Source organism: Dehalogenimonas alkenigignens (assembly GCF_001466665.1).
Taxonomy (GTDB): Bacteria; Chloroflexota; Dehalococcoidia; order Dehalococcoidales; family Dehalococcoidaceae; genus Dehalogenimonas; species Dehalogenimonas alkenigignens.
This window is the reverse complement of sequence record NZ_KQ758903.1, coordinates 1099498-1116505: the sequence shown is the minus strand read 5'-3', so window position 1 is coordinate 1116505 and position 17008 is coordinate 1099498. Positions and strand designations below refer to the sequence as shown.

The following is a 17008-nucleotide window of genomic DNA, read 5'->3' as shown; positions in this document are numbered from 1 at the left end:
TTCCTTTCTATTAATTCGTGATGATAGTACCCGGCCAAATCCGGCAATTTCCCAGGAACGCTCCTGAGGGAACGTACACTCCATCTGCCAGGATGGAACCTGATACACGGCTTCCCGGCGATAAACAGCATTTTTCGGCTACCACAGAGTCAAGGACGCTCGACCCGCCGGCCACCTGGCAGCCGTCCCAGAGGATAGAAGCTGAAATAACAGCCCCGTCTCCAGTCAGGCAGTTATCCCCGATGACCGCCGGCCCGGTGATTTCTGCCCCGGCACCGATGCGGCAGTGACGCCCAATAACAACATGACCCTCAATGCGGGCGGAAGGTTCAACCACCGTACCTTCGCCGAGGTGTACCCCGGGCGGCGGCGCGGTGGAACAGGTGCAGCGCCCGGACAGCATATCCGCAACCAATTGGATATATTTATCGCAGGAACCTATGTCGATCCAATAAGAAGTCCGGTCGCTCCAGCCGAAAAACGGCTGCTTGTCTTTGAGGAATAATTGGAAGGTCTCTTTTTCGATACTGACGTTGGTCGCAGGCTTGATGAACTCGAGCACTTCTGGTTCGAGGATGTAACAACCAGCGTTGATCATATCGGTGGTGACTTCTTCAGGCAGCGGCTTTTCCACGAAACGCCGGATACGGCCGTCTGTTTCAGTCTCTACCAGCCCGAATGCGGAAGGATTAGCCACCGGCGTCAGGGCGATAGTGGCCAAGGCACCCTTCTCTTTATGAAAACGCAGCATTGATGTGAGATCAATATTGGCGTAAACGTCACCGTTCAGGACAAAGAATGCTTCGTTACCAAGATAAGACTGGCAATTCTTAATGCCACCGGCGGTTCCCAGTGGTTGCGCCTCATCAACAAAAGCGAATTCTATGCCGGAAGAATAACTCTCATTGAAATACGATTCCATCTGCCCGGCTAAATGACCGCGGGTGAATATGATTTCAGTGATGCCATGCTGCGTCAGATTTTCAACAACATGCGCCATGAAGGGACGGTTCAGTACCGGTAACATCGCTTTGGGGGTGTTGATTGTCAAAGGCCTCAGCCGGGTGCCGAGGCCGCCTACGAGAATCAGGGCTTTCATAAAAAAATACCGGCACTCGCTTTCAATGTCGGTTGGGCGGGATTGATCAAACCTGCAGGAGTGATGTTAATCTTAACGGAACTAGTACCACTAAATCAAGTCCAGGCTAAGACCTGGTCAATACAATCCATTCTGGTATTCTAACTAACTTTATTACTCTCTGGGAATAAGCAGCGGAGTATGGCACAGGCCTTCGCCGCGGCGGCGGCGCGGTGGCTGATCCGATTTTTTTCAACTGGCTCCAACTCTGCGATTGTCAGATGGCGCTCAGGCAAATAAAAGATCGGATCATAACCGAAACCAGAAGTTCCCCGCGGCGTAACAGCAATCAGGCCTTCAATGACGCCGTCAGCAAGGTGCATGCCGCCAGATGGTTCAGCGATAGCAATAACACAGCGGAACCGGGCGGTCCGCAGCGGCAACGGTACGTGCCGCAGGTTTTCAAGCAGAAGGGCATTCCGTTCGATGTCCGAAGCGCCCTCGCCGGCATAACGGGCTGAGCGTACCCCCGGCGCGCCGCAAAGGGCATCAACCTCCAGGCCGGAATCATCGGCCAGAGTCACCAGTCCGGAGGCGGCAGCGAATGCCCGAGCTTTGATGGCCGCATTCTCGGCGAAAGTGTCGCCGGTCTCGGCAATTGCGATATCGATGCCTCTCCCGGCGGGAGTGACCAGTTCAAACCCGCAACCAGATAGTAGTTCCCGGTACTCCCGGATCTTACCCTGGTTGTTGGTCGCGAGCAACAGTTCAGCCATAGTCACTCACATTGCTCTCTTTCAATACCAGCAGAAATAAGCAGGGACACGGCGTGCGGCCGTGTCCCTGCTTATCATATCCATCGCACTATTAGAGCGGCTTGAAACGTTCGGCCAGTTTTCGGGAAACCTGCGGCATGGTGGTGTATTCCATCTCGTCCAGCGGCAGGCGATGCGGTTCGAAGGGACCGTGCTGGCGCATCATGTAAGCCATCTTGTTAGCCATCTCCCGGGCTTGATCATAAGATACATCAGCGAAGAAATCCCTCGGTCCAACAAGCTTGCCTTGCGACAGCTGGAAACCCTGAGCGATAACCCGCGGCGGGCCGTCGAAGCGGGTCGGCAGGCTGTCGGCGACGCCGGTAGGCATAATCGGTCCCCAGTGGGAACCGCGCATCCAGCCCTCGACAAGATACGGCGTGGCAAACGGTTCCAGCACCTCACCGACGGCCGGGAAGGCACCCTGGCAGCGAACGATGCACACCGGATCATCCTTGCCGACGTAGCGACCGGCTATGAAAGCCAACTTCTGGGTGGATGAGGAGGCAGCGATCTCGCCGTTCCTGGTGTAGACCGCTTTAACTGGGTACCGGTTGGGAGCGCCAATGAAAACCAGCATGTCATAGATCTCCTCCGGGGTGGAGAAAATGATCTTCTTTGAATCTTTGACGTCATGCACCTCGAACTTAAAACCCTGATGCATATTCTCGGCGATAACCAGACCGATGGTGTTGAAGGGATCGGCGAACATCTTGTACAGAGGCATATTCCAGGCACCGGACGAGGTCTTATCGGCCATGAAGATGACGACCGGCTCTGAAATGCGTTCTTCAAATTCCATCTCCGCGGCACCGGGTCCCATACCCTTGATATTGCCGGAGAAAGCATCGGCCAGCAGGTCCTGGCCGGCGCCATAGAGCTTCAGTCTTTTAGCCACTTCGGTGCAGGAGACAAAGGTATTCCAGGCCATCTCGTGGATGTCGGTGTTGTTCTCACCCTTCTGGTGGGTCATGATCAGCTGCAGGTCGTCGCCGCATTTGGTGACATGGTAATCTATTATCAGGTCGTTTTGCTTAGCTTTAGCCAGCTTGTTGTCAGCCTCGCAAAGACATTCCGGATGGGAATCTGAATGTCCGACGAAACCGCCGATATCGGCTTTAATGACGCTCAGGGTGATTTTCATAAATAACTCCTTCTGAATTTAATAATCAATACCTTTACGAGCGCGGATGCCCTCGTTAAACGGATGTTTAATCATAAGTATCTCTGAAACCAGGTCGGCCATGGCGACCAGCCGGGGATCGGCGTTTCTGCCGGTGAGAATTAGTTCGACACACTCCGGCTTTTTATCAATCATACCGATGACCTTTTCAAGGTCAATTAAACCTCCGGAGACGGCGTGGTTGATCTCATCCAGAACGATAACGTCGTATTCGCCGCTGGACATGGCTGTTGCCGCGTCTTCAAGCGCCTTTTCAGCCTCAGCCTTGTGCGCCGGGGTTATATTGCCTTTTCTTGACCAGCCGCGGTAGCCGAATGCTTCCACGTGGACATTGGGCAGGCTTTTCAATACGGTAAATTCGCCGTGCTCAAAAAACTCGTTGGCTTTCATCATGAAGACCATATATACCCTGAGTCCGTGCCCTGCCGCCCTGACGGCGATGCCGATGGCGGCGGAGGTCTTACCCTTGCCGTGGCCGGTGAAGATGGACACCAGCCCTTTTTCCAGCCTGCAGCGTTGGCTAAGCGGTTCAGTTTGGATCAACAATCCCTCCGGGACGCGAGCGCCGATGCGGGGTCAAAATAAGAGGACAACAGCCAAGTTTAACAAGGCCGGAAAGTAGTGTCAAGGCATTCTAAAGCCGGAGGAAAGCCTGTTGTCTTGACGGCAGACCGCTGCGTAAATAGAATGAAAATAGCGTATTGAAGGATCATAATGAAAAAACCAGATCTGCTAGTGCTTATCGCTGTGTGGGAACTGGTGACCGCTTTTTTCACACTCATTGGTCTTGCTGTGCTGGTGATGATCGGTTTTCAGGTTGAGGCGCTGTTCCTCCAGGATCTCGAATTCAATTTTTCCGGTCCATTTTTTTATTTCGGGCTGGCGGTTGGGGCTCTGACACTGCTGGCGTATCTGATTGTCTCCGTTACGGGAGCGGCGGGCTTACTGGCCAACCGTGATTTCGGGCGGGTTACCAGCCTGGCACACGGGGTCATCAGCCTGCTGTTTTTCCCTATCGGAACCGTTATCGGGGTGCTGCAGATCGTGTACCTGACGAGAGCTGATGTCAGGGATTTCTTTAAGAATTAATCATAAACAGACGTGTTCAACCATTTAGACCGGACGGTATGCTTAATCCTGCCTGACGACTTTGTTCCGCAGAGTACCGATTCCTTCGATGCGCACTTCAACGGTATCACCGATTTTCATAGGGCCGATGCCCGATGGAGTGCCGGTGGCGATGACGTCTCCTGGCAGCAGGGTCATCACATGGGAGATGAAGTGGATCAGAAAATCGATGTGATAGATCAAATCCGAGGTGCTGCCGTGCTGCTTGCGCTCACCATTTAGAAAAGTCTCCACTTCCAACCTGGAGGGATCGACATCGGTTTCGACCCACGGGCCGACAGCGGCAAAGGTATCGAAGCTTTTCGCCCGGGTCCACTGGCCGTCTATTCTTTGCAAGTCCCGGGCGGTGACATCGTTGAAACAGGTATAACCAAGCACGTGGTCACGGGCGGCTTTCTGGGAAATGCGCCAGCCGGATTTCCTGATAACCACCGCCAGCTCCGCCTCGTAGTCTACCCTTGAAGACGATGGCGGATAGACAATATCAGCCCCGGTACCAATGACAGCGGTCGAAGGTTTCAAGAAGATCAATGGCACATTAGGAATATTATGACCCATCTCGCGGGCATGCCCGTGATAGTTAACCCCCAAGCAAACTATCTTTGAAGGGGCGCAAGGCGCCAGAAGTTTGACCGAGGCCAGGGGGAGGGTTTCGCCGGAGTAATCCATAGTTTTGAACGGAGTGCCGGCCAGGGCTTTGATGATATCGCCTTCGAGCACACCATACCGTTCTGGGCAATCAGGAGCAGCAAATCTGACGATTTTCATCCCGGCATTTTAACACTCTTGGGCTTTTGAGTCACGGAATTCAGGGTCGGAATAGTATTTGCGCCGCCTATTTGAAGCGCCTATAATGTTCACTTGGTTTGTAATATATAGTTTAACGGAGGAATATCCGAAAACCTGTGGAAGTCTCTGAAGTCTCAAAGAATAAAAAACTGCTTATTGATGGGGTGCCCTTTAACGTCGAAAGCGTGGATTTCGTCAAGCCGGGCAAAGGCCGGGCGATTTATCACTTAAAGCTGCGCAACCTGCTGAACGGAATCCTTTCCGAACCTACCTATCATTCAGGAGATAAGTTCGACGAGGCTACCATTACCGTCCGGGACATGCAATACCTTTACGAAGAGCACGGCCATTACCATTTCATGGATACCGAATCTTTCGAGCAGCACATCATGAACGAGGAGAACGTCGGCGACAAGAAGCTCTACCTGAAGGATTCGCTGGGGGTGCAGGTTATGATGTGGGAGGACCGCCCCATTGACCTTATCCTGCCCAAAGCGGTTGAACTTAAAATCATCGAAACAGAATCGGCGATGAAAGGCGCCACGGTAACCGCCCAGCAAAAGTTGGCCAGATTGGAAACCGGCCTGGAAATCGGCGTGCCGGCCTTCATCAAAGAAGGCGATACGGTGCGGATCAGCACCATCACCGGGGCGTACGTGGAGCGCGTCGGCTAGAGCCGATGGACATCTGGCGACTTTCCGAAAAATTCGACAATCTGAAACTCCGGGCTGAGATACTGCGTCTCACCCGGAGTTTTTTATATTCACGCGGCTATCTTGAAATTGAAACTCCGGCGCTGGCGGAATGCCCTATTCCTGAAGCCTGCATCGAGCCAATTGAAACTACGCGCGGCAGGCTGCTGCCCTCTCCGGAACTTTATATGAAGCAACTGCTGGCAGCCGGCAGCGGAGATATATATCAAATCTGTCACAGCTTCAGAAAAAATGAAAAGGGACGCCAACACCGAGAAGAATTCACCCTGCTGGAGTATTACCGCGTCGGGGGAAACTATCTCCAGCTGGCCGCCGAGACCGAAGCCCTGGTCATCGGTCTGTCTGAAGCGACTCGAAATTCAAGCCGGATAAACTACCAGGGCATGTCCATTGACCTTTCGCCACCCTGGCGGCGGCTGTCCGTCGCCGAGGCATATATGTCGGCCTGCGGCTGGAACCCGATCACAGTCGACGACCTGGAGCGGTTTGACTTGGACCTGGCAACAGGCGTGGCTGGCTTGAGCCGTGAGCGGCCGTTAATCCTTTATGATTTCCCTGCCGGAATGGCCTCGCTGGCCCGCCTTAAACCTGAGGATCCGTCACTGGCAGAACGTACCGAAATCTTCATCGGCGGGCTGGAGATAGCTAACATTTTTTCCGAGCTTACCGACCCGGGGGAGCAGCGTAAAAGATTCGAGATCGAGATCAAAAGCGCAGAGAAACAGAACCGGTCAGCGGCGTTGCCCGAGGAGTTTCTGGAGTCATTGAAAAGCCTGCCGGAGGCGGCGGGAGGGGCATTGGGAATTGACCGCCTGGTGATGCTGTTCTGTGACGCCGCCTCGATTGATGAGGTCGTGGCGTTCTAAGCGGCTGTTTCCGAGATTTCAATGACTTCGAAATGCTCCCGGGCGTCCGGGGCCTCCCAATAGGTGCCCCTCGGGGTGGTAATAGCACTCCTGGATGAAAGCGTCTTGCCGCCAAAGGTGCCGACCCGGGTTATTTTAATCACAGTTGAGCCATATTTTCTGGCAATAATATCCGATACCGGATGGCCGGTAAAAGGGGGATGGTTAGGATCGGTTAAAGATACCGGCAAAAAAACCAGCTTGGCGCCGGCGCAGGTAGCCTCGACCACTTCCCACGAAATACAGTCAGCGCAGATCATCAAGCCGACTTTACCGAATTCCGTCTCGAAAGTCACCGGTTGCGTACCGCGACAGATATTCAGCTCGACTTCTTCGTGGGTTATGTTGATCTTGCGGTACCTGGTTATTTCTTCCCCTTCTTTAAATACATAACAGGTGTTGTAATAGCAGTCAGCATCGCGTTCGACGATGCTGCCGCCGATAATATAACCTCGGAACTGCCGGCTGGCCTGACGGAACATCTCCAGGGCAGGCAAGGCGGTTTCTTCAAGGCAAGTCTGGAGGGTATAAGGCCGGCGAAAGTCACCGCCGGGAATTGTGAAAAACTCCGGCAAAGCAAAAAAATCGGCATCTGTATTAACGATGGCCTGGTATGCTCGGGCAATATTCTGAACCGGGTCCCCGGAATCGGCCATCTGGTAGACAGCGACCTTCATCAAGCCAGACCGCGACCCAGTGCCGGAGAAGCCATTAGCCCATTCATATAGCGGGTCATAGCGTCAATCAGTGCCTGGACAGCCCGGGTCTTGTACTCTTTGACAAGGGTGTCGACAAGCTTCTTGACCGGAACAATTTCGTTCACCCGGTGCACGTTAGCTCCACAGAAAGCGAAACCGCCAGACAGGTGCCCCCTCTGGGCATTTAGCAATGCGACGAAAATACAGTAAGGACTTTCAAGGTAATTGCAGGTCTTGACGCAGTGCTGAGGGCATTTAAACGGCTTTTTGGCACCAGCATTGACGCTATCTATAAACTCGTTACGAAGCGCGCGCCCCGGCATGCCAACCGGGCTTTTAATAATGACGGCGTCGCCCTCTTTTGATTCAATGTAAGCCTGCTTGAATGCCGGTGAAGCGTCGCATTCATCGGTAGCCACAAAACGGGTGGCCATCTGGACACCGGCGGCACCGGTTTGAAGCATATTGTAGATATCTTCCCCGGTAAAAATACCGCCGCCGGCAATGACCGGAATAGGCCTCCCGGCTGCCTGGGCAAACGGCTGGACCGCCGCTATGACTTCCGGCACCAGGTTCTCCAGCCGGTTCTCAGACGAATCTAATTCTTCAGCTTTAAAACCCAGGTGCCCGCCAGCCATGGGGCCTTCGACGACGAAGGCATCGGGCGTGTAGTTAAAATCGTCCTGCCATTTCTTGCATAGAATACGGGCAGCCCGAGCTGATGACACAATGGGGACCAACTTGGTGTGACGGTTTTCGCCAAGCAGTTCCGGAAGTTTAAGCGGCAGGCCGGCGCCAGCGAAAATGATGTCTATGCCCTCTTCGATGGCTGCTCGGGCTAAATCGGCAAAATCGGTCAAGGCCACCATGATGTTGACACCTAGGATGCCGCGGGTTTTTGACCGGGCCTTTTGAATTTCACGGCGTAATCCGCGGATATTGGCTTGGAAGAAGTTCTGGAAAAAATCCGGCTCGAATAAGCCGACACCCGGCGCGGCAATCACCCCAATACCGCCGGCATTAGCAACCGCAGAAGCTAAACCCGAAAGTGATATACCGACCGCCATTCCTCCCTGGACGATCGGCAGGCGTGCTGTATGCTGGCCGATGCGCAGCGGCGGCGGACGGTGCCATTTCAGGATTTCTTCTATCTCAGCGACGGCGGCGCGGCCGAAGGGAATGTCCATTTGTTCTCCACGGAACGAAAACCTAATGAAGGGTAACTTATTTTTACGTTTACGTCAAGTTAGAAACGCTCGGCGACACGATGAAATTATCCCGTCAAACCCCCGGCTGGAATATAGTAGCCATGGCCCGGTTTAGACACGATGAGGGACGGCGAAGCGGCATCAGCTTCAAGTTTACGGCGCAGCCGCCCGATGTACACCCTGAGAGCGTTTACCGATCCGGGGTAATCTTCCCCCCAGATTATCTCAGCCAGCCTGGAATGTTCAACGACCCGGCCGCAGTCCCGAATCAGTCGAGCAAGTATCAGGCTTTCTGTTCGGGTAAGTTCAACCTGGCGCCCGTCAGGCATGGAGACATCGTTTCGGGCCGTATCGAGTACCAGCCGACCGCAATGTAAAATCTCTCGTTCAGGAATGCCGGGCTGGCGCCGCAACAGCGTTCTTACTCTGGCGATCAGTTCCATTTGACGGAATGGTTTGACAACATAGTCATCGGCGCCCAGTTCCAGCCCTTTTACAATGTCCCTCTCATCGCCGCGGGCGGTAAGCACAACAATCAGCATACGCTGAAACTTACGTAACGCTTTAAGCACTTCGAAGCCATCGATGTCCGGCAGTCCCAGGTCCAGAATGACTAGATCCGGCATTTCTTCGGAGGCTTTTTGTAACCCTGTCGCGCCGAGGCGGGCTGAAATAAACTCAACTTCCGGTATGTTGACCTGAAAAGCCAGCCGCAGGTATTCGACGATTTCTGCATCATCTTCAATGATAAGGATTTTAATCATGCCGCCCTCCTCTGAGGTCCATTAACCGGAACGCTAAACCAATACATGCTATTCATACCAGCTTGAATAACAACGCCTGCCCGCCCTTCATGAAGCCGGACCAGATAACTGGCAAGTAACAGGCCCAGGCTGGGAGCTTTCCCAAGCGTATTATCCTCACTGAAGTGACTGGAAAGGTCGTCAGGAGGTCGGGGACTCGAGTCTTCACCCGTTACGGTGACCATAACGCTCTGATCTATTGATCGAGCGCTAACCCGGACGGAACCCCCTTCGGGAACCTGTCGCAAAGTGCTTTCCAGCAAGGTTAAAGCAACCTGTCGCAACCGAGTGGCATCGCCTCGAATTCGCGGCAACGATTGTGGAATATCAATGACCAGTTCTAGCCCCAACGGTACAGCGCGAACTCTCCGGCTTTCAACCACCTCGCCAAACATCATGGACAGGTCAATGTCGGAAACTTCCAAAATCAGCTCGCCGCACTCACACTTCCCCAAATCAGCCAGGTCATTAATCATCCGCACCATTTTTTCGGCACTTAACTGTATGCTCCGGGCGAGGTTTGCCCACGGCTGCTCTGTTATTCCGCTCGAAAGCATCTCCGATGCTCCCAGTAAAGGCGTTAGCGGTGTCCTCAATTCATGAACCAGAACCGGAATGAACTGCCGTAACCTTCTTAACTGATCTTCCGGACTCGAGAGTTCCGAATCCATAATACCACCGCCAATGTCGGTGTTTCCGTCACTTTCCGATTGCCTTTCAAGCCTTTTGACTGCAGAGGTTTTCATATAGTTTGATTATAATCGTTAGTCTGGTCGTTGTGAATACCACCAGCGCTGATCACCTCGAATAAGCGAGCGCTTCATGCGGCATTATAGACAGCCTTGATGATCAATTCCGATAGAGCCGGGTGAATATGAATTCCCCGCCCGATATCTTCTACCCCGCCGCGGCGGGCCATTACGTTGACCACCTCCTGGATGACAACCGACGCCCACGGGCCAATGACATGCCCGCCGAGGATTTTGCCGGTTTCCTGCTCCAGGATGATCTTGGCAAACCCCTCCTGCTGCATCATAGCGCCGCCCAGCGCGATGTCAGCGTAATCCGTCCGTCCGACAGAGACATTGTATTTCTGCCTCGCCACGTGTTCGGTCAGCCCTACCGAAGCTATCTGTGGGTGGGTGAAGACAGCATGTGGCGCCGCCCAGTAGTTCATGGTTTTTTTCTGACCGTGTATGCCGTTGGCCGCGGCTACTGCCGCTTCGGCGTGGGAGGTGTGGGTGAACATCTCCCTGCCGTTGGCATCGCCGATGGCATAAATCCCTTTGGCATTAGTTTCTAGATGGGCATTGACTTTGATATAACCTTTAGAATCTGTTTTGATGCCAGCCTTTTCTACTTTAAGCCGGTCAGCGTTGGAACGCCGCCCGGCTGCGATAAGGAGTTTTTCAGCAACTAATGTTTCGTTTTTCCCTTTATGCTTAATTTCAACAGTAACGCCGCCGGTGGCAGCCGGTCTGACCGACACAGCGACGCTCTCGGTCCGCACCGTAAGCCTCCGCGACATCGAGAAGAGCAGCAACTCTGATATTTCCGGTTCTTCCGATGGAACGATGCGGGGTCCCATTTCCAACAGGGTGACTTCAGAGCCCATTGCCTGGAAAAAGTGCGCGTATTCAACTCCGACGTATCCGCCGCCGATGATGATAAGACTTTTTGGAAGTTCGCGCAGTTGCAGCAGAGATTCATTGGTCAGGTAATCTACTTGATCCAGTCCGGGAATAGAAGGAATCAGCGGTCTGGAGCCTGAAGCCAAATAAATCAGATTGGCCTTGATCATGCGGTTGCCGACTTTAAAAGTATTGCGGTCGACAAACTCAGCGGTATCCTGGTAAAAATCCAGCGCCCTGGATTTTCTCAATTGTTCTTCAACATTTAGGTGTTCAGCTTCTACCAGGTGGGCCGACCGGTCCATTATCGATGCAAAATCAATTTGGGTGATTTCTGTGGCGATGCCAAGACGAGCCGCCTCCCGGACCTCCAAAACGCGATCCGCGGGGAAGATGAGCATCTTTGATGGAATGCAGCCGACATTGAGGCAGGTGCCGCCTGCCGGTCCGTCATCGATCAGCGCGGTTTTCAAGCCGTGTTCTACAGCGGCCTCAAGGATATCCAGGCCTGCCCCTGATCCAACGATAATGACATCGTATTCTTTCATACGTTTCCGTTTCACGCCTCCATCACATTGTAACACTCAACAATGGTTTGAAAAACGAAAAACAAGAGGGGCGCTTTATTCGCGCCCCTCTGAAGTTGCCTGACGGGATAAATTATCGGGTCAGAGATCTCAGTTCGATCGTCTGTTCCCTCACCGGACCGATACAAACGTAGCACGCCTGGCACCCGGCCAGTTCTTCGAGACGGCTGAGGAATTCACGAGCCTGACGCGGAAGTTCAGTTAGGCTTGTAAGCCCGGTGGTCTGCTGTTTCCATCCGGGTAATGTCTCATAAACAGGCTGGCATCGGTTGAGGGCTCCGGGTTCGGCGGGGAAATCAGTTAAAGTTTCACCATCAAGCCGGTAGGCGGTGCAGACCTTGATTTCATCGAATGAATCCAGGATGTCGAGCCGGGTGACCGCCATCCCGGTCATGCCGTTAATGCGGGCGGAGAAACGCGCCGCCACGCCGTCGAACCAGCCAATACGCCGGGGCCGGCCGGTAGTGGTGCCGTATTCGTGCGCCAGTTCGCGGATACGATCACCTGTGGCGTCCAGCAACTCGGTGGGAAAAGGCCCGGCGCCGACACGCGAACAATAAGCTTTGAAAACACCCAGCACATTATCAACCCTGGTAGGGCCGATGCCAGCGCCGAGGCAACCGCCGGCGGATAGCGGCGAGGAAGAGGTGGCGTAAGGATAAGTCCCGAAATCGGTATCCAGGAGAGCACCCTGGGCGCCTTCAAGAATAACGGACTTGCCTTGATCCACCATTTCGTTCAAAAGTGACGAGGTCTCTTTGATATTAGCTCTAAGCGCTTCGGCATAACCGATGCAAAGCCGGTAAAGCGATTCAATTTCTAAAGAGGGCTCTCCATAAAGTTTGGTCAGTATTTTATTCTTGTACTCCAGGACATATTCCAGCCGGCTGCGCAGGATCTCCGGATCCAGCAGGTCTCCGGCACGGATGCCCATGCGGGCGACTTTATCAGCAAACGCCGGGCCGATGCCACGAAGGGTAGTGCCCAAAGACTTATTGCCCCGGGCCCGCTCCTCAAGTCCGTCCAACTGAATGTGATATGGCATAACCAGATGAGCCCGGTCGCTGATAAAAACGTTATCAGTGCTGACACCCCGTCCGTTGAGTTCCCGGCGCTCGCTGATAAAAATCTCAGGATTGACCACGACGCCGTTGCCGATAACGCATACGCAGTCCGGGTTGAAAACGCCGGACGGAATCAGATGAAGCTTGAAGGTACCCTGGGAATTCATTACCGTATGTCCGGCATTATCACCGCCGGAAAAGCGGACGACGGCATCGGCGCGTTCCGCCAGCATGTCGATGACTTTACCCTTGCCCTCGTCGCCCCACTGGGCGCCGACGATGATTGTCACTGGCATGGTGGTCCCCTCCCAAGAACTGTTTCGGCACGTCTTCCCCATTCAAGACATGGGGGGAAGCCGAAAAAGCATTTTAGCAGAATTGACCGGTCAAGTCACTGACCGCCGAGTTGGCGGTAAGCACTGGTCAAACGCTGAGCTACGGTGATGAAGGAGAAGATACAGATAACGCCTAGAGCCGGCACCAGCCAGTTGGTGAGCAATCCCAGGCTCAAGACAATGACGCGCTCCGGCCGGGTAAATATGCCATCCTTCCCCTCCAGGCCGCTGGCCTCGGAGCGTGCTCGCAGGTAGCTGACAACTTGCGAGCCGGCCAGAGTGGCCCCGGTAAGCACCACCGGAAAAACGTCGCCGGCGAGGGCGAAGTAAGCCATGATTCCAACGAATACAGTTGCTTCAGAAAGGCGGTCAAGTGTGGCATCAAGGATGCCGCCAAAACGGGTGATCCTGCTTGATGCTCTGGCTACCGCACCGTCAAGCATATCAAAAAAACTGGCAAACAAGAATACCAAACCGCCGGTAAGTAACTGTCCCGAGGCGATTAGCGCGGCGGCTCCGACGGTAACGAGAAATCCAGCCCAGGTAATAAAGTTTGGGCTGATGCGTCCTTTCACCAGTATTCGGGAAATTCTACCGGTCAACCTGGCGCCGAGGCTGCGGCGGGCATCGTTGAGCGTCATGAGCCGCCAGCCTCCGGTTTACCGCATTTATTCAGCACCTGACGGTAGTAGGACTCAACGCGGCGGGCAACCTTATCCCAAGTATAATTCTGTACCGTCACCAATCCCTGACGTCCCAGTTTTTCCCGCAATGCCTTATCTTCGACCAGACGGGAGATGCCGGAGGCCAGGTCGCGGGCATTTTTTGGCTTAACCAGCAGTCCTTCGCCTTCATGGGTCAGAACCCCGGCGTACCCCGGAATATTGGAAGCTACGATCGGCTTGCCCAAAGCCATCGCCTCGAGCAAGACAATCCCGAAACTCTCTTGCCCGGTGGCCGGGGCACAGCAGATATCGGCAGTCTGGTAATATCGCGGGAGATCGGCAAAAGATACCCCGCCGGTGAAGCTGACATCATCCTCCAGGTGCGCTCGGCGAACGACTTTTTCGAATTTCGGCCGAAGACGCGTACCCGGACCCACGATCAACAGACGGGTGGCAGGGAAGTGTTTATGCACAGTTTTAAAGGCGTCAAGCAGATATTTGACGCCTTTCCTTTTTTCAAGACGTCCGACGAAAACGATATTTATCTTGCCGTCACAATACTGCTCCATCGGCTTAACGGCAGGGTTGAAATGCTCAAGGTCGATGCCGTTTGGGATGATGGTATATTCAGCTTTGACGAATCTCGAATGGTAATTCTGTGCCGCAGGAGATACAGCGATATGTCCGTGAAGTTTACGTGCACGGCGGTTGAGCATCAGCCGGCTTATAGGCCAGGCGAAATTGTAACCCGGCTTGGCTTCAGCAGCATGGAAGGTCCCGATGTTCGTCGAATTAGAAAAACGGAGCATGGCCGAGCACAACATGATCATGAAGGGTTCGTGGAGATGAATGATGTCGAATCGCTCTTTGGCCAGGGTGGCTTTGATGGTATTAGCCAGACTGACTGAAAGAGTCACCCTCGCCACAGAACCGGACATCGGCAGCGGACGGGGCGTGCCGATCCGGATAAAGCGGTCGCCGAAAAGCGTCACCGGACCGGAAGCCGGGGCGATGATGCGTACTTCATGCCCCAGTGCGGTGAGTTGATTTGCCAGCGCGGCAACATGATTAGCCACCCCGCCTGGATAAGCGAAATCATAAGGCGCCACCAGGGCTATCTTCACCGACCCCTGCCCCTATCACTCATTATAAGGCCGGCGAATGCCTATTTAGCCTCTTTGGAAGGCGTTTTCTTGGCGGACTGAAGTTCGGCGACGCTTTCAGAAATAAAAGCTTCAGTGGCTTCGTGAGCCTGTGCGTCGGTATACTGCTCCGGCGGCGATTTCATAAAGTAAGACGAAGGCGCAAAAAGCGCCCCTTTGAGACCGCGATCCAGCGCCAGTTTAGCACAGCGCACCGCGTCGATAACCACGCCAGCGGAGTTGGGGCTGTCCCAGACTTCGAGTTTACATTCAACAAGCAATGGAACGTCGCCGAAGGTGCGGCCTTCCATGCGTATATGGCAGAATTTCCGGTCCTGCAGCCAGGGAACGTAGTCGGAGGGACCGACATGAATGTCATTGGGACTCATCTTGTAATCGAGTTGAGAAGAAACAGCGTTAGTCTTGGAGATCTTTTTACTCTCCAGGCGCTCCCTTTCCAGCATGTTTAGAAAATCGGTGTTGCCGCCGAAGTTAAGCTGATAGGTGCGCTCGAGTTTGACTCCGCGTTCTCGGAAAAGGTGGGTCAGCACACGGTGAACGATGGTAGCTCCTACCTGGCTTTTAATGTCGTCCCCGATGATCGGCAGCCCTTTATTTATAAACCTGTCCTGCCAATACTTTTCCCGGGCGATGAATACCGGAATACAGTTTATGAAAGCACAGCCGGCTTCTAAAACCTGCTCGACATACCATTTAGTAGCTTCTTCGGATCCAACCGGCAGATAGTTGATAACGACATCAACCTTTTTGGCTTTCAGGATGCCGGCGATATCGGCTGTAGGCCCAGGGGCTTTTTCGATGACCTGAGACAGGTACTTGCCCAGGCCGTCGTGGGTCATGCCGCGTTCAACTTTAACACCCGACAGGGGTACATCGGTGAATTTGAAGGTATTGTTGGGGGCGGTGAAAATGGCTTCTGACAGATCTTTGCCGACTTTATTTTTGTCGATGTCGAAAGCCGCTACGAATTCAATATCGGAAACATGGTAGCCGCCCAGGTTGACGTGCATGAGACCGGGGACGAATTCGGTTTCTTTAGCTTTGCGGTAGTAATAAACACCCTGAACGAATGATGAGGCACAATTGCCGACTCCGATAATGGCTACGTTAATTTTACCCAAGTTTTGAGAACTCCTTTTTCAGATTCCGTTTTACGCGCTGGTTGGATGGGGAAATTTTGTCCCCGTGTTAAAAGAGATAGCAGGCCTCGATATTCCATCCGATACCGGAAAAATAGTTCGTAATTTCAGCCCCATATCATTATTCATTGGCAGGATAATGTCAAGAATCCGCCCGGCCAGGTAGGTTATTAAAGCTTTCAAGCACTTTTAAACGATACTTTCCGGCTATACTTATATCGATAAGCCCCAGTAAACCACCGTTCGGCCAGCACAGGCTGTAGGCTGTTTCACAGTTCAGCTGGGAAAGAACTTCCGGCGGCAGAATGCCGTTGGCAACTTTCCTTGCGATATCCTCATTAAGTGTCAACGCAGGGAGATATCCAATGCCAGCGGTAACGGGTAGCAGAAACGCCTCGACATCGGAAGCGGACTGCAGACCGTTAAAGGCGATAGAGTTCTTTATGTCAAACGGCCCGTAGCGGGTACGACACAGAGATTTTAGATGGCCACCCACTCCTAAGGTCTGCCCCAGGTCGCGGGCCAGAGACCTGATGTAAGTCCCCGAACCGCATTCGACTTCAATAGTGGCCAGCGGTGCGGTGAATTCTATCAGTTCAATGCCGTAAATAGTCACTTTCCGCGGAACCACCTCGACTGGTTCGCCGCGGCGGGCCAGTTCGTACAGCGGCCGGCCATTCTTCTTGAGAGCCGAGAATAGCGGCGGCACCTGCTGGATATCGCCGATAAATTGTCCGAGTGTTGCTTGCATATCAGAACGGCTGACTCCAGATGGATCGTGGCGAAAAATAATTTTACCTTCGGCATCAAGGGTATCGGTCTCTACCCCAAGTTCTATGACGGCCCGGTAGGTCTTGGAGACCCGATGGAGGAATTCTATGGTGCGTGCGGCTTTACCGAAGGCGATTGGCAGGACCCCGGTTGCCGCGGGATCAAGGGTTCCGGCGTGGCCGACGTGCCGTTGACCGGTCAAGTATTTAAGCCTGGCTACCACCTGATAGGAAGTCATGCCAGATGGCTTGTCGATGTTTAGCCACCCGTCAAGCTTGCTTATAGGCAGTTGTTTGGCACCTGAGACCTGTCGCATGGGCTGCACCGCCACCG

The 17008-nt window shown here is 53.6% G+C and carries 18 protein-coding genes; 3 read left to right on the top strand and 15 right to left on the bottom strand.

Translation table 11 applies throughout. The features are described 5' to 3' along the window. Positions 1–10: 10 nt before the first annotated feature. The 4 genes from DEALK_RS05950 to DEALK_RS05935 all read right to left on the bottom strand — a co-directional run bounded on the left by DEALK_RS05950 (position 11) and on the right by DEALK_RS05935 (position 3619). Positions 11–1099 carry a nucleotidyltransferase family protein gene (locus tag DEALK_RS05950; RefSeq protein WP_058439368.1) on the bottom strand — a complete coding sequence of 363 codons (1089 nt, stop codon included), beginning with the start codon at positions 1097–1099 and terminating at the stop codon, positions 11–13. 140 nt (positions 1100–1239) lie between these two features. Next, on the bottom strand, positions 1240–1854 hold the full coding sequence (gene rdgB / locus DEALK_RS05945; RefSeq protein ID WP_058439367.1) for an RdgB/HAM1 family non-canonical purine NTP pyrophosphatase: 615 nt from the start codon (positions 1852–1854) through the stop codon (positions 1240–1242). A 91-nt stretch (positions 1855–1945) separates the two neighbouring features. Next, positions 1946–3037 carry a fructose-1,6-bisphosphate aldolase/phosphatase gene (fbp, locus tag DEALK_RS05940; RefSeq protein WP_058439366.1) on the bottom strand — a complete coding sequence of 364 codons (1092 nt, stop codon included), beginning with the start codon at positions 3035–3037 and terminating at the stop codon, positions 1946–1948. An 18-nt stretch (positions 3038–3055) separates the two neighbouring features. Beyond that, positions 3056–3619, bottom strand: coding sequence for a cob(I)yrinic acid a,c-diamide adenosyltransferase (locus DEALK_RS05935; RefSeq protein WP_240608179.1), 564 nt, complete (start codon positions 3617–3619; stop codon positions 3056–3058). A 171-nt stretch (positions 3620–3790) separates the two neighbouring features. On the opposite strand from DEALK_RS05935, the gene DEALK_RS05930 reads away from it, so the two are divergent. Beyond that, a complete protein-coding gene (locus DEALK_RS05930) occupies positions 3791–4165 on the top strand; it encodes a hypothetical protein (RefSeq protein WP_058439365.1) in 375 nt (124 codons plus the stop codon). A gap of 42 nt (positions 4166–4207) precedes the next feature. Here the strand turns inward: DEALK_RS05930 and DEALK_RS05925 are convergent, their stop codons facing one another. After that, a complete protein-coding gene (locus DEALK_RS05925; protein WP_058439364.1) occupies positions 4208–4972 on the bottom strand; it encodes a fumarylacetoacetate hydrolase family protein in 765 nt (254 codons plus the stop codon). A 137-nt stretch (positions 4973–5109) separates the two neighbouring features. Between DEALK_RS05925 and efp the strand changes: the two genes are divergently transcribed. Both efp and DEALK_RS05915 read left to right on the top strand, forming a co-directional pair. Next, positions 5110–5667, top strand: a complete 558-nt coding sequence (gene efp, locus DEALK_RS05920) for an elongation factor P (protein ID WP_058439363.1) — start codon at positions 5110–5112, stop codon at positions 5665–5667. 5 nt (positions 5668–5672) lie between these two features. Further along, complete coding sequence (locus DEALK_RS05915) at positions 5673–6572, top strand: amino acid--tRNA ligase-related protein (RefSeq protein ID WP_058439362.1); 900 nt, start codon at positions 5673–5675, stop codon at positions 6570–6572. Here DEALK_RS05915 and DEALK_RS05910 read toward each other — a convergent pair. From DEALK_RS05910 to truB, 10 genes are all read right to left on the bottom strand, one after another. After that, a complete protein-coding gene (locus tag DEALK_RS05910) occupies positions 6569–7288 on the bottom strand; it encodes a carbon-nitrogen hydrolase family protein (RefSeq protein ID WP_058439361.1) in 720 nt (239 codons plus the stop codon). The two genes, DEALK_RS05915 and DEALK_RS05910, sit on opposite strands and share 4 nt — an antisense overlap. Next, positions 7288–8496, bottom strand: coding sequence for an NAD(P)H-dependent flavin oxidoreductase (locus tag DEALK_RS05905; protein WP_065128715.1), 1209 nt, complete (start codon positions 8494–8496; stop codon positions 7288–7290). The genes DEALK_RS05910 and DEALK_RS05905 overlap by 1 nt, the downstream gene beginning before the upstream one ends. A gap of 86 nt (positions 8497–8582) precedes the next feature. After that, entirely contained in the window at positions 8583–9281 is a 699-nt protein-coding gene (locus DEALK_RS05900) for a response regulator transcription factor (protein ID WP_058439360.1), read from the bottom strand. Continuing rightward, a complete protein-coding gene (locus DEALK_RS05895) occupies positions 9278–10066 on the bottom strand; it encodes a sensor histidine kinase (protein WP_083496375.1) in 789 nt (262 codons plus the stop codon). Before DEALK_RS05895 ends, DEALK_RS05900 begins: the two co-directional genes overlap by 4 nt. A gap of 74 nt (positions 10067–10140) precedes the next feature. Continuing rightward, the gene (locus tag DEALK_RS05890; RefSeq protein WP_058439358.1) at positions 10141–11499 is read right to left on the bottom strand and encodes a dihydrolipoyl dehydrogenase family protein; all 1359 of its coding nucleotides are present in this window, start codon (positions 11497–11499) and stop codon (positions 10141–10143) included. A 112-nt stretch (positions 11500–11611) separates the two neighbouring features. Beyond that, positions 11612–12898 carry an adenylosuccinate synthase gene (locus DEALK_RS05885; protein WP_058439357.1) on the bottom strand — a complete coding sequence of 429 codons (1287 nt, stop codon included), beginning with the start codon at positions 12896–12898 and terminating at the stop codon, positions 11612–11614. 95 nt (positions 12899–12993) lie between these two features. Continuing rightward, on the bottom strand, positions 12994–13578 hold the full coding sequence (locus tag DEALK_RS05880; RefSeq protein ID WP_058439356.1) for a CDP-alcohol phosphatidyltransferase family protein: 585 nt from the start codon (positions 13576–13578) through the stop codon (positions 12994–12996). After that, positions 13575–14726 (bottom strand): glycosyltransferase family 4 protein, encoded by a 1152-nt coding sequence (locus DEALK_RS05875; RefSeq protein WP_058439355.1) that lies wholly within the window; start codon positions 14724–14726, stop codon positions 13575–13577. The genes DEALK_RS05880 and DEALK_RS05875 overlap by 4 nt, the downstream gene beginning before the upstream one ends. 41 nt (positions 14727–14767) lie before the next feature. Continuing rightward, a complete protein-coding gene (locus DEALK_RS05870) occupies positions 14768–15886 on the bottom strand; it encodes an inositol-3-phosphate synthase (RefSeq protein WP_058439354.1) in 1119 nt (372 codons plus the stop codon). Positions 15887–16046: 160 nt separating this feature from the next. Beyond that, positions 16047–16991 carry a tRNA pseudouridine(55) synthase TruB gene (truB, locus tag DEALK_RS05865; protein ID WP_058439353.1) on the bottom strand — a complete coding sequence of 315 codons (945 nt, stop codon included), beginning with the start codon at positions 16989–16991 and terminating at the stop codon, positions 16047–16049. Positions 16992–17008 lie beyond the last annotated feature (17 nt).

Excerpts from the sequence above, each read along its gene's own strand:
- DEALK_RS05905 (WP_065128715.1), bottom strand. The coding sequence starts at position 8,496 with ATGGACATTCCCTTCGGCCGCGCCGCCGTCGCTGAGATAGAAGAAATC.
- DEALK_RS05890 (WP_058439358.1), bottom strand. The coding sequence starts at position 11,499 with ATGAAAGAATACGATGTCATTATCGTTGGATCAGGGGCAGGCCTGGAT.
- DEALK_RS05900 (WP_058439360.1), bottom strand. The coding sequence starts at position 9,281 with ATGATTAAAATCCTTATCATTGAAGATGATGCAGAAATCGTCGAATAC.
- DEALK_RS05895 (WP_083496375.1), bottom strand. The coding sequence starts at position 10,066 with ATGAAAACCTCTGCAGTCAAAAGGCTTGAAAGGCAATCGGAAAGTGAC.
- DEALK_RS05910 (WP_058439361.1), bottom strand. The coding sequence starts at position 7,288 with ATGAAGGTCGCTGTCTACCAGATGGCCGATTCCGGGGACCCGGTTCAG.
- DEALK_RS05880 (WP_058439356.1), bottom strand. The coding sequence starts at position 13,578 with ATGACGCTCAACGATGCCCGCCGCAGCCTCGGCGCCAGGTTGACCGGT.
- rdgB (WP_058439367.1), bottom strand. The coding sequence starts at position 1,854 with ATGGCTGAACTGTTGCTCGCGACCAACAACCAGGGTAAGATCCGGGAG.
- DEALK_RS05950 (WP_058439368.1), bottom strand. The coding sequence starts at position 1,099 with ATGAAAGCCCTGATTCTCGTAGGCGGCCTCGGCACCCGGCTGAGGCCT.
- truB (WP_058439353.1), bottom strand. The coding sequence starts at position 16,991 with ATGCGACAGGTCTCAGGTGCCAAACAACTGCCTATAAGCAAGCTTGAC.
- fbp (WP_058439366.1), bottom strand. The coding sequence starts at position 3,037 with ATGAAAATCACCCTGAGCGTCATTAAAGCCGATATCGGCGGTTTCGTC.
- DEALK_RS05925 (WP_058439364.1), bottom strand. The coding sequence starts at position 4,972 with ATGAAAATCGTCAGATTTGCTGCTCCTGATTGCCCAGAACGGTATGGT.
- DEALK_RS05930 (WP_058439365.1), top strand. The coding sequence starts at position 3,791 with ATGAAAAAACCAGATCTGCTAGTGCTTATCGCTGTGTGGGAACTGGTG.
- DEALK_RS05885 (WP_058439357.1), bottom strand. The coding sequence starts at position 12,898 with ATGCCAGTGACAATCATCGTCGGCGCCCAGTGGGGCGACGAGGGCAAG.
- DEALK_RS05915 (WP_058439362.1), top strand. The coding sequence starts at position 5,673 with ATGGACATCTGGCGACTTTCCGAAAAATTCGACAATCTGAAACTCCGG.